We start from the raw sequence: 14,150 nt of genomic DNA, 5'->3' as shown, positions 1-14,150 counted from the left end.
TGCTCGGTCGGCACCGTCGGCGCGACGATAAGCCCCGTGACCACGGGGTTGCGGATGGTGGCCAGTTCGCGCGTCAGCGGCGGTCGTCGGCGGACTACGGAGTTTCGAAGACGACGCCCTCCGCGGGCACTTCGTCGATGTCCCAGCCTTCCGCCAGTGGTACGCCCAGTCGTTCGTGTGCCGTGCGCTGCGCGGACAGGGCTTCCGCGAGGGCGACGTCGCCGCCGCCCATCAGGGTGGCGGCGAGGCGCGGCGGGGCGAGGATGCGGCGCCAGGTGTAGCCGGTGGCCGGGTCGACCGACTCCGGAGCGAGGGATACCAGGCGTGCGGCGGTACGGACGCGGGCCGTGGGGGTGCCGTCGTATACGACGCCCTCGCTGTCGAGCAGGTAGCCGAGGTACGCGGTCGCGCCCAGGGTGGCACCCGCCTCCTCGACGGCTTCGCGGGTCAGCGTCGCCAGGGGGTCGGCGTCGTCGGGTTCGACGGTGCCGCCGGGCATGTTCAGCGTGCCGCGCTTGCCGACGAGGACCAGCACGCGGCCGTCCGGAGCGAACAGCCAGCCCCAGGACTGGCGGACGGGCAGCCCGTCGGTCACCGGCGTGTCCGCATGCCAGGTCCACGGCGCGCCGGCGCGGACCCACTCGCGGACCCGGTGCTGTCGGCGCAGCGGCACGTGGGCGTGGTCGACGGACGGGATCGGGGTGAGTGCGGTCGGGGCGGCGGGGGAGTGTGCGACGGAGTCGGTGGGCGGCTGGAAGTGCAGCGCGTACGGCACGCCCGCCGCGATCGCGTCGAGCGCGGCGCGTTCGTACGCGACGAGCCCGTCGACCGCATCGAGGTCGTCCAGCTCGGCCCACATCAGCGCGTCGTGCTTGTGCGGCTCGGTGTTCTCCGGCTTGCCGGCCCAGCCGAGGACGCGGAAGAACCAGCCGGTGCGCGGATCGCCGGTGGGGCCGCGGTGCTGCATGACGAGTTCGCAGCGCAGCCGCTCGCGCGGGAGGTCGATGCCGGTTTCCTCGCGTGCCTCGCGTATTGCCGCGGCCACGACGTCCTCGCCGGCGTCGACGTGGCCGGCGGGCAGCGCCCACAGCCCGGGCGCGTAGGCCGCGTCGGCGGATCGGCGCAGCAGCAGGACCCGGCCGCCGTCGACGAAGAGGATGTGCACGTCGACAGCGCTGCGGTGGTAGGTCGACTCGGTCATGACTCCCCCGTTTCGTTGCGTGATGCGGTGGTGACAGTCTGCCGAATGCGGGGTCGGGCCACCATTGCGTTGCCCGCGGTCTGTGGACAACCGCCGCGTGCAGATGGTTGTCCACAGCCGAAGGGGCAAACCCCCGCCGAGAGCCGAGAGCCGAGAGCCGAGAGCCGAGAGCCGAGAGCCGAGAGCCCGGAGCCCGGAGCCCGGAGCGCAGGGAGCGTAGCGGGCGCCCGGGGTCTGCGGTCAGTTCGGCGCCGCACCGCCCTGGGGTCTGGCGATGCTGAACTCCGTCACCGGTGGCGCGCAGAAGATCGTCAGGTCGCACGCGACCTGCACGGCCTCGCTGGGGGAGTGGCCGAGGTGGAGTGCGGCCCGGGCGTACTCCCAGCCGGAGCCGATGGCGGTGAAGTCGGCGTAGGTGACGTCGAAGTCCGAGTCGATCTCGAACAGCCTGCCGTCGAAGGCGAACAGGAACGACGAGTGGGCTTCGAAGCCGCTCATCTTGCGTTTCGCCCATTCGACGTACTCGGCGTAGAACTCCAGGACGTCGCGCTCGTCGGACGACGCGGGTGTGTGGGTGTCGAGGAACAGCCGCATGAGGTTGACGTCGCGCAAATGCCCCGAGCCGCCGAACACCAGCGCCTCGCCGATCTTGTACAGCTTGGTGCCTTCGGTCTTGGCCTGCCCCCAGGTCACCTGGGAATCGGCCGCGATGACGATCCGGTCGTCGACGATCTTGCCTGCGATGACGGTCACGTACGCCCCCGTCTGCCGGTGTCGTAGGCCGGTCCCGCGGGCCGCGGGCGGCCTGCATCCGGCGTGATTATCGGACCGGCCGTGGGAGGTCGCCAGCCCCGGACGGCGTAGAACGGCGGCACTCGACGGAGCGTACCGGCGTATTTGCGGGGATCATGGAACGAATCGGCGGCGTAGGAGGGCGGGCATGGCACGGTACGCGTCGCCCGACTCCACGCGGGCGGCCGGCGCCGGCCGCGCTCTGCGGAAGGTCCTGCGGCCGGTGTTGCGCGTCGCCGAGCGGCTGAAGTCCCGGCTGCTGGCCCCGCGGATGGACTTCCTCGCGACCGACGGGACGCCCGCCTCCCGCTGGCGCCTGCTCGCTCGGCAGGTCGCCCTGCCGGTGACGATCATGGTCGTGGTCGCCGCTTTCGACCTGAGTGTGCCGGACACGGTGTTCTACCCGTTCCTGCTGCTCGCGCCGACGCTCGCCTGCGCGACCGCGCCGCCGCTGGCGGTGCTGGCGATCGGGTGTGCCTCGTTGCCGCTGCGGTACCTGCTGGCGCACCACGACGGATACCTCGCGTCCGAGTTCGATCAGCTGTTCCAAGTGAGCACGTGGATGTACGTGCTGGCGACCGCGCTCAGCATGTATCTGTCCGCGGTGCGCATCCGGCGCGAGCGCGAGCTGGTCGCGGTCACCAAGGTCGCCACCGCGGCGCAGCGCGCGATCCTGATGCCGCCGCCGGCCGAGTACGGAGGTCTGCGCTTCGCGGTGCGGTACTTCGCCGTCGCCGACGAGGCGGAGCTGGGCGGGGACCTGTATCTGGCGTTGGACACGCCCTACGGGCCGCGGATCCTGATCGGCGACGTGCTCGGCAAAGGCCTCGGCGCGGTCCGGACCGCGGCGATCACGATCGGGGCGTTCCGCGAGGCGGCCTACGACGAAGTCGATCTCGTGGACATCGCCCGGCGTATCGAGGCCTCGTTGCAGCGGAATGCCCCGGCGGAGCGGTTCGTCACCGCGTTGCTGGTGGAGGTGCGCTCCGACCACGTGATCTTCGTGCACCGCGGCCACGAGCAGCCGGTGCTGGTGACGGCGGACGGGCGGGCCCGGGTCCTGGACCCGCCCGAGCCCGGGGTGCCGCTGGGCCTGGGCGATCTGGACACGGTGGCGCCGCGGTCGTGGGGCGAGCCGTTCCGCGAAGGCGACTTGCTGCTGCTGGTGACCGACGGGGTGTCGGACGCCCGGAACGAGTCCGGCATGTCCTACCCGGTGGCGGACCGGATCAACGCGCTGGTCGGCGGTCGGGCGCCGGCGGAACCGGCGGTGGCCGTGGAGCGGCTGGGGGAGGACCTGCTGCGGTTCGCGGGGAGGCGGCGGATGACCGACGACGCGCTCATGGTGGGGCTGGCGCGGAAGCCGTCGGAGTCGGGCTGAAAGCCGCCCCCGGACCCGTCACACCCGCGCCGTCCCACCACCTCGGCGGACTCGGCCCCGCACGGTCGGCCGCGGCCGCTCAACCCCGCGCGCTCAACCCCGCACCGCCTCCACGGTCCGCCGTGCCTTCGCCACGATCTCGTCGAGATGCCCGCCGTGCGACCCGTGCCAGTACACCCGGTCGCACGACCCGCACCGCGCGAAGCTGTCGACGGACGCCAGCGTGCCCGGCTCGACCTCGTCGGCCACCGACTCCTTCGGAACCGGCCGCAGCAGCCCGTTGCACGCCGTACAGAGCGTCCACGGGGCGAGCGGCGGGGCGAAGCGGTGCAGCAGGTCGTCGAGTTGCGCGTCGGGGCGGGTGCCGCGCACATAGGCGCCGAACCACAGGTTGCGGCGGCGCAGCAGCCCGCGGTCCTGGGTGAGCAGGACGCGCCGCTCGGCGTTGGCCTGGTCGACGAGCACCGGGTCGTCGCAGTCGTTGTGGTACGCCGTGTCGATGCCGAGCAGCCGCATCCGCCGGGCGAGCGTGCCGAGGTGGACGTCGAGCAGGAACCGCAGCTCCGGCTCGGGCACCGCCTGCGGGCGGGTGACCGCGTGCACCTCGACGCGTTCGCCGCCGCGCGGCCGGTACGCCGCGTCGGCCTCGGCGCCGTCCACCACGAGCCGCCCGACCTCGGGCAGCGGCACCCCGGCGGACTCCACGAGGTGGCCGAGCGTGGAATCGTCGGCGATGGTGGCGGTCACGCCGCCTTCGCGGAGCCTCGGCGGCAGGAACAGGCCGAGGTCGTCCGCCATGACGAGGGTCAGTTCGGCGGAGCCGGCAGGCTTTGCGGACCCGGCAGCGGCTGCGGAATCCGCGGACCCGGCGGGGTCGGATCGGGGCGTGGAACGGTCGTGGATGTCGGCTCCTGGCATGCCGCCAGCATGCCACCGCCGGGAGCCCCGGTCCCGGGGTTTTCCGGCGCGCCGACGGCCGCCCTTTCGGCCGCCGCGGCCCGCTCGAACTCGGCCACCGGATCCACCCCGCACTGCCGCAGCAGCCGCAGCACGTCGCCCAGGACCTCGCGGGTGCGCAGGAGTTCACTCGCCAGGTTCATCGCCCCGACGTCCTCGACCCAGTCCGCGAGGGCGAACGCGCGTTCCGCGCCGACCAGCTCGCGGTGCTTCCGCAGCGGCCGCGGGATCCCCACCCAGCAGTCGAACGGCGACGACGCGGGCAGCACCCCCGCGGCGGGGCGGGCGGACGCGGAGCGCGGGCGTGGGACTTCGTTCACGGCCGTGGGCCCTCACCTCGGGGTCGGGGCGGATGCCCAATCCGATCGTGGCGAAGTCAGCGTAGGCCACCGCGCACCCGGAGTCGATCGTCGACGGGCACGCCGGGAGCGCGAGCCACCCGACCGGACTCGCGCCCCCGAGCACCCTACGAATTGCGTGCGGATTCCCGGGACGGCGACACCGGCGGACTCTGCCCCGACCGCGCAGCCGGCTCGGCCGACTCGGCCGGCTCGGCGGACTCGGCCGACGCTGCGGGCCCCGGCACCCCGCCCTCCTCGACGGGAACCGCCTCGACGGCCACCGACGACCCGGAACTCGGCACCGCGAACGCCACCACCGCGCCGATCACACACGCGACGGCCAGCAGCCCGAAGCAGATCCGGTAGGCCGTCAGGCTCGGCACGCCGCCGCCCGCCCCCGACCCCACCGTCACCGCGCTGAGCACCGCGCCCAGCACCGCCACGCCCACCGCGCCGCCGATGGTCCGCAGGACGGCGTTCATGCCGTTCGCGACACCGGTCATGTCGGACGGCACGTTGGCGTTGACCGTCGCCGGCATCGCCGCGAACGCCAGGCCGAGGCCGAACCCGAAGACCGTGAACACCGCGGAGAACGCCCAGATGTGAGCGGTCAGCGGCAGCAGTGCGAGGAAGCTGACGGCGCTCAGCAGCGGCCCGCACACCAGCGCCGGCTTGGGCCCGTACCGGTTGATCATGCGACCCGCGACCGGCGCCGCGGCCAGGTTCCCGAGCGCACCGGGCAGCATGTACAGGGAGGCGGCCAGCACAGTCGTCCCGAAGCCGTAGCCGCGCGATTCCGGGGCCTGCAGGAACGGGGCGAAGAGCAGCCCGGAGCCGTACATCGCCATGCCGGTGAGCATGCCGGACAGGCCCGCGAGCAGGACCGGACGCCGCGTCATGACCCGCAGGTCGACCAGCGGGTCCGCGCAGCGCAGCGACCACCACGCCCACACCCCGAACAGCACCGCGGCTGCCACGAACCCCGCGACCACCATCGGCGAACCCCAGCCGGCGCGGCTGCCCCGGCTGATGGCGACCAGCAGCGCGGACAGCCATCCGGACAGCGCGAGCGCGCCCAGGATGTCGACGTGCCCTTCGCGGCGCCGCTGCACGGTGTCCGGGACGAGCAGCCAGACCAGCGCCACCGAGACCGCGGCGACGAGCGCCGAGAGCCAGAACAGCAGGTGGTAGTCCCAGCGGTCGGCGATGAGCCCGGCGAGCACCGAGCCGAACGTGGAGCCGACACTGATCGTCGCGCCGATGATCGCGATGCTGCCCGCGGTGCGGTGCCGGGGGAACTCGTCGCGGACCACGCTCAGCGCCAGCGGCACGACACCGCCGCCGAGGCCCTGCAGCACGCGCCCGGCGACGAGCATCGGGAACGACGTGGTCACCGCCGCCAGCACGGAACCCGCCGCCACCGCGCCGAGCGAGATGAGCAGGAACCGCTTCTTGCCGCGCATATCGCCCAGGCGCCCGATCAGCGGGGTCGCCACGGCGGCCGCGAGCAGGTTCCCGGTCAGCGTCCACGAGATCGCCGAACTGGAGACGTGCAGCCGGTCTTGGAGCCGGGGCAGGATCGGCGTCACCACCGTCTGCATGACGGCGATCGCCGTGGCCGCGAAAGCCAGCGCGGTGAGCACCAGCGTGGGGTTGCGGCGCGGGGCTTTGCCGGCGGCGGCGTCGACATGTGCGCCGGCGGAGGGCGTGTCAGTACTCACCAGGTCACGTGCTTCTGGGACGCTCGGGCTGCTCGGACGCGTTCAGGACGACGCGACGAAGAGCGGCAGATCCTGTACCCAGTCGCAGTGCAGCGACCGCGTCTCGATCCGCCAGCCCTCGTCGGTGCGCACGTACACGTCGAGGTAGCGGACCGCCATCACGCGGTCGCGGCGCACCCCCGACTCGTCCTCGTAGATGTGGTGCGCCGTGCAGTACGTCTCGCCTTCGGCCCGGTCGCCGTCGAACGCGACGAGCTGATTGGCCACCAGATGCTGGGTGGCGATGTACCGTTCGAGGCCCTTCATGGCCGCGGCGATCTGCTCGCGGCCGGTGCGGACCACGGGCTCGGCGCCCGGGTCGCGCTGCACGACGAGGCGGCCTTCGGGGTGGAACTGGGCGGCCACGAGTTCGGGCTTGCGACGGTCGGCGCCGTGCGCGTACGTCTCGACCAGCTCGCGCAGCGCCATCTTGTCCGCCGCATGATCCGCCATGGTTCCGTCCCCTCGCCTGCCCCCGGTATCACCGGCCGTCACCGCATGCTGACATGGATAGAGGACTCACACAAGTTTTCCTTGACGGTTCGTCAGGTTTCGTGCCGAGGGTTCTGACCTGGGAAAACGTCGGGAAATCTGCGCGTTACCGGGCGGCAATACGCAGGGTGTCGTTCGCCACGCCCAACCATCCGGGGAGCTGCCGCCGACACCGCGGCGGCCATCGCGGGCGGGCTGCTCACCGCGCCAGGAACACCACGTCCGGCACCCCGCGCGGGACCCGCACCGGAACCTCCCGCACCGCGACGTCGCCGAACACCTCGGCCAGCCGCGTCTCGAACGCCGGGCTCGCCGCCGCGCTCCACACCGCGAGCACGCCGCCGGGCGCGAGCTTCGCCCGCAGCGCACGCAGCCCGGCGGCGCCGTAAAGCGACGTATTGGACGCGGTCACCGTCCAGTCCGGGCCGTTGTCGATGTCCAGGCACAGCGCGTCGTACGCGCCCGCATCGCCGTCCTCGAACGCCCACTCCACGAGATCGCGGTGCAGCAGCGCCACCCGCGGATCGTCGAGCGCGTGCCCGGAGAACGGCGCCAACGGGCCCCGCTGCCAGGCGATCACCGGCGCCTCGCGCTCCACCACCGCCACCGCGCCGACTTCCGGCCGCGCCAGCGCGGCGCCGAGCGAAAATCCCACCCCGAGTCCGCCGACCAGAACGCGAAGTCCGGTGCGCGGCGCCGGATTTGTCAGGGTGTCCACGGCGGCGTCCACCAACAGCCTTTCCGAGGCGCCGTCGCGGGTGTCCATCAGAAACGTGCCATTGCTCACGATCTCGAAATGCCCGCCGCTGCGCCGGAGTACCAGCTCGCCGTTCGCCGTGGTCACGCGGTCCACGACGGCAACTGTCGCCGGATCGACATTTCGCTTAGCCACCATGTCGTTGCCCTTTCCCGAGGCCTTTTCCGGATCATGCCCGGACCGTTACCCGACCGGCGCTTTCCGAGCACGTGTCGGCTCTTGCACCCTGATGACGTCGCGATTAGTGTCCCGGCCATTGATTTATGGTCCATCAACTGATGGCATCGCCGGACCGTTCCGCCGCACCCACCCACCGACCGAATCCCCGCCACCGCGGGCGCCGGCCGGGCCGGATCCCGGGCCGGCGCTTTCGCACGTGAGCACATGCGGGCACCAACCGGTCGGCCCTCACCGCGGCCGGGCGGCACGGCACAGGGGCACCACGGCACGGCGCGAGCACCACAGCACATGCACCACAACGCACCACAGCACTTGCACGAGCTGCACGACTTGCACGACTTGCACGGTCTGCACCACCTGCACCACTGCACGAAGAAGCCGACCAGGACATTCTGCGTCCGGTCAGCGGACACGAGTGTCGGGAGAGCTGATGGCGTCACTTTCCGTAAGGCGTGGGGTTCGGCGATGGGCGGTCGGCATGGTCGTGCCGCTGCTGTTCGTCGCCGCATGCGGTCGTTCCGGGGACGACCGGAATGCCGAAGGCGGGATCGGAGGAAGCGGCGGCAACCCAGCGGCGCCGGGGCCCTCCAGCAGCACCACCGTCCCCGCAGGGGACTTCGGCGACCTGAAGGGCCTGTGCGGCCCCAAGCCCGCCGACCAGAAGCCGGCCTCCGGCGCACCCGTGCGCGGCGTCACCGACAACGAGATATCGGTGACCACGCTGGGCGACCCGGGCAACCAGATGCAGCCCGGCCTCGGCCAGGAGTTCTTCGACATGTCCGACGCGTTCACCAAGTGGTGCAACGACGCGGGCGGCATCAACGGCCGCAAGATCAAGGTGAACAAGCGCGACGGCATGCTCATGGAGGCCGCCACCAAGATCACCGAAGCCTGCCAGAGCGACTTCATGCTCGTCGGCGGCGGCAACCCGATCGACGACGTCACGGTCGAACCGCGCCTCGGCTGCAACCTCGGCGCGATTCCCGGCTACGTCGTCACCACCGCGGCCATCCAGGCCCCGCTCCAGGTGCAGCCCGGCGGCATCCCCGCCGACGAGGGACCGGTCGGCCCCTACAAGGCGCTGTTCGACAGGTACCCGGACGCCAAGGGCAAGGTCGGCATCATCGGCCAGAACCTCGGCGCGCTGTCCGCCGTCGCGTCGCGCTACGCGGACGCGGTCGGCAAGGCCGGCGGCACGGTCGTGACCACGCAGCTCGCCTCTCCGATCGGCCAGGAATGGCGCACCGTCGTCGAGGCCCTCAAGGCCGCCGACGTGCAAATCCTGGTCAGCGCGGGCACGTTCGCGGTCAACGCGACGCCGTTCCTGCAGGAGATGAACAACGCCGGGTGGGCGCCCAAGGCGATCCTGTCCGACCAGTCGGCCTACAACAACTTCAACCTGCAGAGCGCCAAGGACGCCAACGTCCCGGACTTCTACGTCTACACGACGTACTGGCCGCAGGAGAACGCCGCGCAGAAGCCCGTCGCCAAGCAGGCCGTCGACCTGTTCCACCTGAAGAACAAGAACGGCCGCATGGTCTACTTCAACTACGCCGGCCTCAACGCGTGGCTGCTGTGGGCCGCTTCGGTCAAGGACTGCGGCGCCGACGTCACCGTCGAATGCGTCCTGGACAAGGCGAAGCGCCCGGGCTGGACCGGCGGCGGGCTGTTCGCGCCGAACGACGTGGGACCGCTCGACCAGATGCACGCCAACGGCTGTTTCACGATGACGAAGCTGGACAAGGACAAGGGCTTCCCGGTGGACATGGACGTCACCAAGCCCAACACCGACACCATCTTCAACTGCTCCCCGGACAACGTCGTCAAGCTCGACCAGGCCTACACCTGATCCGAGCGGTCCGGCCACGCCGGACCCGGCCTGGGAGGGCGCGTGCAAGAGTTCATCACCTTCACGATCATCGGGCTGGCCACCGGCGGGATCTACGCGATCACCGCCGGGGGCCTGACCCTCACGTACACCACCACGGGCATCTTCAACTTCGCCCACGGCGCCACCGGCATGTTCGCGGCGTTCCTGTACTGGCAGATGCACTACGGCTGGCACTGGCCGATCTGGCTCGCCCTCGTGGCCTGCCTGCTGGTGTTCGCGCCGCTGTTCGGCGTGCTGCTGCACCTGGTGATCATGCGGCGCCTGGAAGGGACATCGGCGGCCACCAAACTCATGGTGACCGTGGCCATCCTGCTGTCGCTGGTGGCGTCGGTCCTGTGGATCTGGGACCCCAACGTCAACCGCACCGCGCAGCCGTTCTTCCGCGGCAAGGTGCTCGAGGTCGGCGGCGTCAACGTCCCGTACAGCGACATCACCACGCTCGCCGTGGCGCTCGCCGTCGCGGTCGGCCTGTGGGTCCTGCTCACCCGCACCCGCATCGGCATCGCCATGCGCGCCACCGTCGACGACCGGTCACTCGCCCAACTCAACGGCGCACGACCGGAGATCGCCGGCATGCTGGCGTGGGCCATCGGCACGAGCCTGGCGGCCTTGGCCGGCATCCTCGTCGCACCGAAGCTGTCGCTGAGCCCGCTGCCGCTGACGCTGCTGATCGTCAACGCATACGCGGCCGCCGTGATCGGCCGGCTGAAGAGCCTGCCGATGACGTTCCTCGGAGCCATGCTCATCGGCGTCGCGGGCGCCTACGCCACCAACTACATCCCGAAGTGGAAGGAGGGCTACCCCTACCTGTCGGGCTTCACCCCGACGGTGCCGGTCGCCGTCCTGTTCGTGGCGCTGCTGCTCATGCCGCAGACGCAGCTGCGCGGGCACAGCTCCTCGCGCACCCGCGAGTTCTCCCGCAAGCCGACCTGGCCCGGCGGGCTCATGTTCGCGGCCGCGGTGGTGTTCGGCGCGTTCGTCGCGTCGCGGACGCTGAGCCCGACCGACCTCTTCAGCAGCACCAAGATGTGGGGCCTCGGCATCATCGCCCTGTCGATGATCCCGCTCATCGGCTACTCCGGCCAACTGTCCCTGTGCCAGCTCAGCTTCGCGGGCATCGGCGCCATCACCGTGGCGCACCTCGGTGACGGCGGCGAGCCGATCGCCTTGCTCTGGGCGGCCATGATCTGCGCGGTCATCGGAGCGATCATCGCGCTGCCGGCGCTGCGGCTGTCGGGTATCTACCTGGCGCTGGGGACCGCGGCCTTCGCGGTCGCGCTCGACCGGTGGATCTTCCAGCTCCCGAAGTGGAACTGGGGCGGCCACACCTACCAGGTGTTCAAGAGCGGCACCCTGCCGATCAAGCGGTTCGACCTCCCGTGGGTCGACATCAACAGCGACCGCGCGTACTTCGTGTTCGGCGCGGTGTGCTTCGCCCTGGTCAGCCTCGTGGTCGTGGCCATCCGCCGCGGCGAGTTCGGCAAGCGCCTGCTCGCGCTCAAGGACAGCCCCGCGGCATGCGCCACGCTGGGGATGAACCACAAGCTGACGACCCTGTCGGTGTTCGCCACCTCGGCGGCCATCGCCGGGATCGGCGGCGGCATCTACGGCGGCGCGGTCCGCTCGGTCAGCTCGACCAACTTCGAGTTCTTCACCGGCCTGTCCATCCTCATGTCGATGGTCATCGCCGGCCTGACCTCGCCGGGCGCCGCGCTCTTCGGCGGCATCCTCCTGGGCACCCCGCTGATGACCAACCTGTTCCCCGACTGGGCGCAGCTGACCACGATCCTCATCGGACTCAACGGCATCGCGCTCGGCCGCAACCCGAACGGGTTCATCGCCGCGCAGATCCGGCCCAAGTGGGATCCGGCGCTCAAGCACCCGGCGGTCATGGGGACCGGTATCGCCGGCGTGGTCGTGGTGTTCCTCCTGCGGGAAGGCGACATCATCGGCAACTGGTCGATGGTCATCGGCATGTTCATCGCCGTCGCGCTCATCTCGTCGGTCTCGCGCGGCATCGACAGCCGCAAGGCCGGGAAGACCCTCACGGGAGCGAACGACCTGCCGGAAGGCATGACCGCGGTGCCGGAAAAGCTGGGCGTGTCCCAGCCGTTCACCCCGGCCGACATCGAGGCCCTGGACCGCACGCTGGGCCTCCCGCCCGTCACCGCACTCGCAGGAGGCCGCCATGGGGCTTGAGGTCACCGACGTGACCGTGAAGTTCGGCGGGCACACCGCGCTCGACAACGTGTCGCTGCGCGCGCTCAACGGGCAGATCACCGGGCTCATCGGGCCCAACGGCGCGGGCAAGACCACGATGTTCAACGTCATCACCGGCCTCCAGGCCCCGCACCGCGGCAAGGTGATGCTGGACGGCCGCGACATCAGCAAGCTCCCGCCCTACCGGCGGGCCCGCCGCGGCATGGCCCGCACGTTCCAACGCCTCGAACTGTTCGGGTCGCTGACCGTGCGGGAGAACATCCACGTGGCCGCGGCACAGTACCGGCGCCGCCACCCGTCCGCGGAACGCGCCGGGGCGGCGACCGGCCAGCTCGTCGAACGCCTCAACCTCGGCCACATCGCCGAGGTGCGGGCCGACCAACTGCCCACCGGGCAGGGCCGCATGGTCGAACTCGCCCGCGCGCTCGCGTGCCGGCCGCGCATCCTCCTGCTCGACGAGCCGGCCTCCGGGCAGGACGAGGCGGAAACCGTCGAGTTCTCCCGGGTGCTGCGCGAAGTCGCCACGGAAGGCGTCGCGGTCCTGCTCGTCGAGCACGACATGGACCTGGTCATGTCGGTCTGCGACGAACTGCACGTCCTGGACTTCGGGAAGAAGCTCGCGCAGGGCACCTGCCAGGAAATCCAGGCCGACCCGGCGGTACGTGCCGCGTACCTCGGCGAAGCCGACGAGGAACTGGTGGAGTCCGCATGACGCTGACACTCGAACTCCCGGTCCCGCTCGAGCCCGAGTCGCCGCCCGTCCTCGAACTGCGCGGTATCAAGGCCGCATACGAGCAGGTCGAGGTGCTGCACGGCGTCGACCTCGCGGTCCCGGCCGGCAAGGTCGTCGCGGTCCTCGGACCGAACGGCGCCGGCAAGACCACGATGCTCAAGGTCGCGTCCGGCATGCACCCGCCGACCGGGGGCGACATCTGGCTGGCCGGCCGCCGGGTCACCGGCGCGTCACCCGTCGACCTGGCCCGGCTCGGCCTGTGCAGCGTTCCCGAAGGCCGCGGGGTGTTCCCGAACCTCACGGTCGCCGAGAACCTGTGGATGGCGTCCTACCGCGGCGTGTCCAAGGCGCAGATCGAAGAGCGGGTCTTCCCGATCTTCCCGCGCCTCAAGGAGCGCCGCCGCCAGGCCGCCGGCACGATGTCCGGCGGCGAGCAGCAAATGCTCGCCATGGCCCGGGCGATCGCCACCGACCCGGCGGTGCTGCTCGTCGACGAACTGTCCATGGGGCTCGCCCCGCTCGTCGTCGAGCAGCTTTTCGAGATCGTCGCGCAGATCGCCGACGGCGGCGTGACGGTGCTGCTCGTCGAGCAGTTCGCGCAGACCGCGCTCGGCGTCGCCGACCTCGCGGCGGTCATGACCGGCGGCCGTGTCACCGCGGTGGGCACGCCGCACGAGATCGCCGCCGGACTGCACAGCGCCTACCTGGGCGGCGGGGGAGAACCCGACGAGCCCGAGGAAAGCGACGCGACCGCGTTCACCGCCATCCTCCCGGCGGTACCGCCGGCCGATTCCCCCGCCGAGGACCCGCTCGTGAAGTCCATACCGCCCCCGCCCGTCCCCGCGTTCGCCACGGAGTCCGACTCCGCCGCGGACCCGGCCCCGACCGACGAGCCCGCCGCCGCGCCCGCGGACGGCGGAACGCCCGACACCGACGGCGACACACGAGGTGAACCCATGAGCACGAACACCGCCGGTGTTCCGCCGACTGTTCCGGCGGGCACCCCCCTCCCCGTACAGCCCCCCGCGCCGCCCGTGCCTCCGCAGGGGGACCGCACCCAGGCGCTCGCCATGGACGTCGGCGGCCTGCGCATCAAGCCGCCGAACACCACCGCCGACACCCAACTCATGTGGCTGGGCGTAGTGTTGATGGTGGCGGGCATCGGTACCGGCGTGGGCGCTTACATCATGTCCCACACCACCACCTTGTACCTGACGCAGTTCGACGCGATCGTGGCGGCGTCGCTGGGCGTCAGCATCTCCATTGCGGGCATGGCGCTGTTCATCCGGTACTCGCTGTCCACGTTCCTGCGGTTCTGGCTGGCCCGGCTCATCGCCGTCCAGCAGGCGGCCATCCAGCAGAACACGCCGCCCTCCTCCTGAGAGCCCGCCGCGCGGCTCCTCCTGAGGACCGATGCACGGCCGACCCGCCCAGTGCCAGGCTGG

The 14,150-nt window shown here is 71.3% G+C and carries 12 protein-coding genes; 5 read left to right on the top strand and 7 right to left on the bottom strand.

Annotated elements, in window-relative coordinates:
• Window positions 1-94: 94 nt before the first annotated feature.
• Together ACPA54_RS01560 and ACPA54_RS01555 are read right to left on the bottom strand one after the other, a co-directional pair.
• The gene (locus tag ACPA54_RS01560) at window positions 95-1,201 is read right to left on the bottom strand and encodes an NUDIX domain-containing protein (protein WP_423525962.1); all 1,107 of its coding nucleotides are present in this window, start codon (window positions 1,199-1,201) and stop codon (window positions 95-97) included.
• Window positions 1,202-1,441: 240 nt separating this feature from the next.
• A complete protein-coding gene (locus tag ACPA54_RS01555; protein ID WP_423525960.1) occupies window positions 1,442-1,954 on the bottom strand; it encodes an Ntn hydrolase family protein in 513 nt (170 codons plus the stop codon).
• A gap of 187 nt (window positions 1,955-2,141) precedes the next feature.
• Here ACPA54_RS01555 and ACPA54_RS01550 point away from each other — a divergent pair, with 187 nt between their 5' ends.
• On the top strand, window positions 2,142-3,374 hold the full coding sequence (locus ACPA54_RS01550) for a PP2C family protein-serine/threonine phosphatase (protein ID WP_423525958.1): 1,233 nt from the start codon (window positions 2,142-2,144) through the stop codon (window positions 3,372-3,374).
• Between the two features lie 93 nt (window positions 3,375-3,467).
• On the opposite strand, the gene ACPA54_RS01545 is transcribed toward ACPA54_RS01550, so the two are convergent.
• The 5 genes from ACPA54_RS01545 to ACPA54_RS01525 form a co-directional block, all read right to left on the bottom strand.
• On the bottom strand, window positions 3,468-4,172 hold the full coding sequence (locus ACPA54_RS01545) for a Mut7-C RNAse domain-containing protein (RefSeq protein ID WP_423525956.1): 705 nt from the start codon (window positions 4,170-4,172) through the stop codon (window positions 3,468-3,470).
• 8 nt (window positions 4,173-4,180) lie between these two features.
• Entirely contained in the window at window positions 4,181-4,651 is a 471-nt protein-coding gene (locus ACPA54_RS01540; RefSeq protein ID WP_423525954.1) for a hypothetical protein, read from the bottom strand.
• A gap of 146 nt (window positions 4,652-4,797) precedes the next feature.
• Window positions 4,798-6,393 carry an MFS transporter gene (locus ACPA54_RS01535; RefSeq protein WP_423525952.1) on the bottom strand — a complete coding sequence of 532 codons (1,596 nt, stop codon included), beginning with the start codon at window positions 6,391-6,393 and terminating at the stop codon, window positions 4,798-4,800.
• A 42-nt stretch (window positions 6,394-6,435) separates the two neighbouring features.
• The gene (locus ACPA54_RS01530; RefSeq protein ID WP_423525950.1) at window positions 6,436-6,885 is read right to left on the bottom strand and encodes a nuclear transport factor 2 family protein; all 450 of its coding nucleotides are present in this window, start codon (window positions 6,883-6,885) and stop codon (window positions 6,436-6,438) included.
• A 238-nt stretch (window positions 6,886-7,123) separates the two neighbouring features.
• The gene (locus tag ACPA54_RS01525) at window positions 7,124-7,777 is read right to left on the bottom strand and encodes a spermidine synthase family protein (RefSeq protein WP_423525948.1); all 654 of its coding nucleotides are present in this window, start codon (window positions 7,775-7,777) and stop codon (window positions 7,124-7,126) included.
• 514 nt (window positions 7,778-8,291) lie between these two features.
• Between ACPA54_RS01525 and ACPA54_RS01520 the strand changes: the two genes are divergently transcribed.
• From ACPA54_RS01520 to ACPA54_RS01505, 4 genes are read left to right on the top strand one after another with little or no spacing between them, the layout of a single operon-like run.
• Window positions 8,292-9,710 carry an ABC transporter substrate-binding protein gene (locus tag ACPA54_RS01520; RefSeq protein ID WP_423525946.1) on the top strand — a complete coding sequence of 473 codons (1,419 nt, stop codon included), beginning with the start codon at window positions 8,292-8,294 and terminating at the stop codon, window positions 9,708-9,710.
• A gap of 42 nt (window positions 9,711-9,752) precedes the next feature.
• A complete protein-coding gene (locus ACPA54_RS01515) occupies window positions 9,753-11,951 on the top strand; it encodes a branched-chain amino acid ABC transporter permease (RefSeq protein WP_423525945.1) in 2,199 nt (732 codons plus the stop codon).
• Complete coding sequence (locus tag ACPA54_RS01510) at window positions 11,941-12,684, top strand: ABC transporter ATP-binding protein (RefSeq protein WP_345674707.1); 744 nt, start codon at window positions 11,941-11,943, stop codon at window positions 12,682-12,684. Before ACPA54_RS01515 ends, ACPA54_RS01510 begins: the two co-directional genes overlap by 11 nt.
• Window positions 12,681-14,087, top strand: coding sequence for an ATP-binding cassette domain-containing protein (locus ACPA54_RS01505; protein WP_423525942.1), 1,407 nt, complete (start codon window positions 12,681-12,683; stop codon window positions 14,085-14,087). The genes ACPA54_RS01510 and ACPA54_RS01505 overlap by 4 nt, the downstream gene beginning before the upstream one ends.
• Window positions 14,088-14,150: the final 63 nt, after the last annotated feature.

This window comes from Uniformispora flossi (genome assembly GCF_049534875.1).
Classification (GTDB): Bacteria; Actinomycetota; Actinomycetes; order Streptomycetales; family Streptomycetaceae; genus Yinghuangia; species Yinghuangia aomiensis.
This window is presented reverse-complemented; position numbering and strand designations above follow the sequence as displayed.

Excerpts from the sequence above, each read along its gene's own strand:
- ACPA54_RS01560 (WP_423525962.1), bottom strand. The coding sequence starts at position 1,201 with ATGACCGAGTCGACCTACCACCGCAGCGCTGTCGACGTGCACATCCTC.
- ACPA54_RS01550 (WP_423525958.1), top strand. The coding sequence starts at position 2,142 with ATGGCACGGTACGCGTCGCCCGACTCCACGCGGGCGGCCGGCGCCGGC.
- ACPA54_RS01545 (WP_423525956.1), bottom strand. The coding sequence starts at position 4,172 with ATGGCGGACGACCTCGGCCTGTTCCTGCCGCCGAGGCTCCGCGAAGGC.
- ACPA54_RS01530 (WP_423525950.1), bottom strand. The coding sequence starts at position 6,885 with ATGGCGGATCATGCGGCGGACAAGATGGCGCTGCGCGAGCTGGTCGAG.
- ACPA54_RS01520 (WP_423525946.1), top strand. The coding sequence starts at position 8,292 with ATGGCGTCACTTTCCGTAAGGCGTGGGGTTCGGCGATGGGCGGTCGGC.
- ACPA54_RS01510 (WP_345674707.1), top strand. The coding sequence starts at position 11,941 with ATGGGGCTTGAGGTCACCGACGTGACCGTGAAGTTCGGCGGGCACACC.
- ACPA54_RS01505 (WP_423525942.1), top strand. The coding sequence starts at position 12,681 with ATGACGCTGACACTCGAACTCCCGGTCCCGCTCGAGCCCGAGTCGCCG.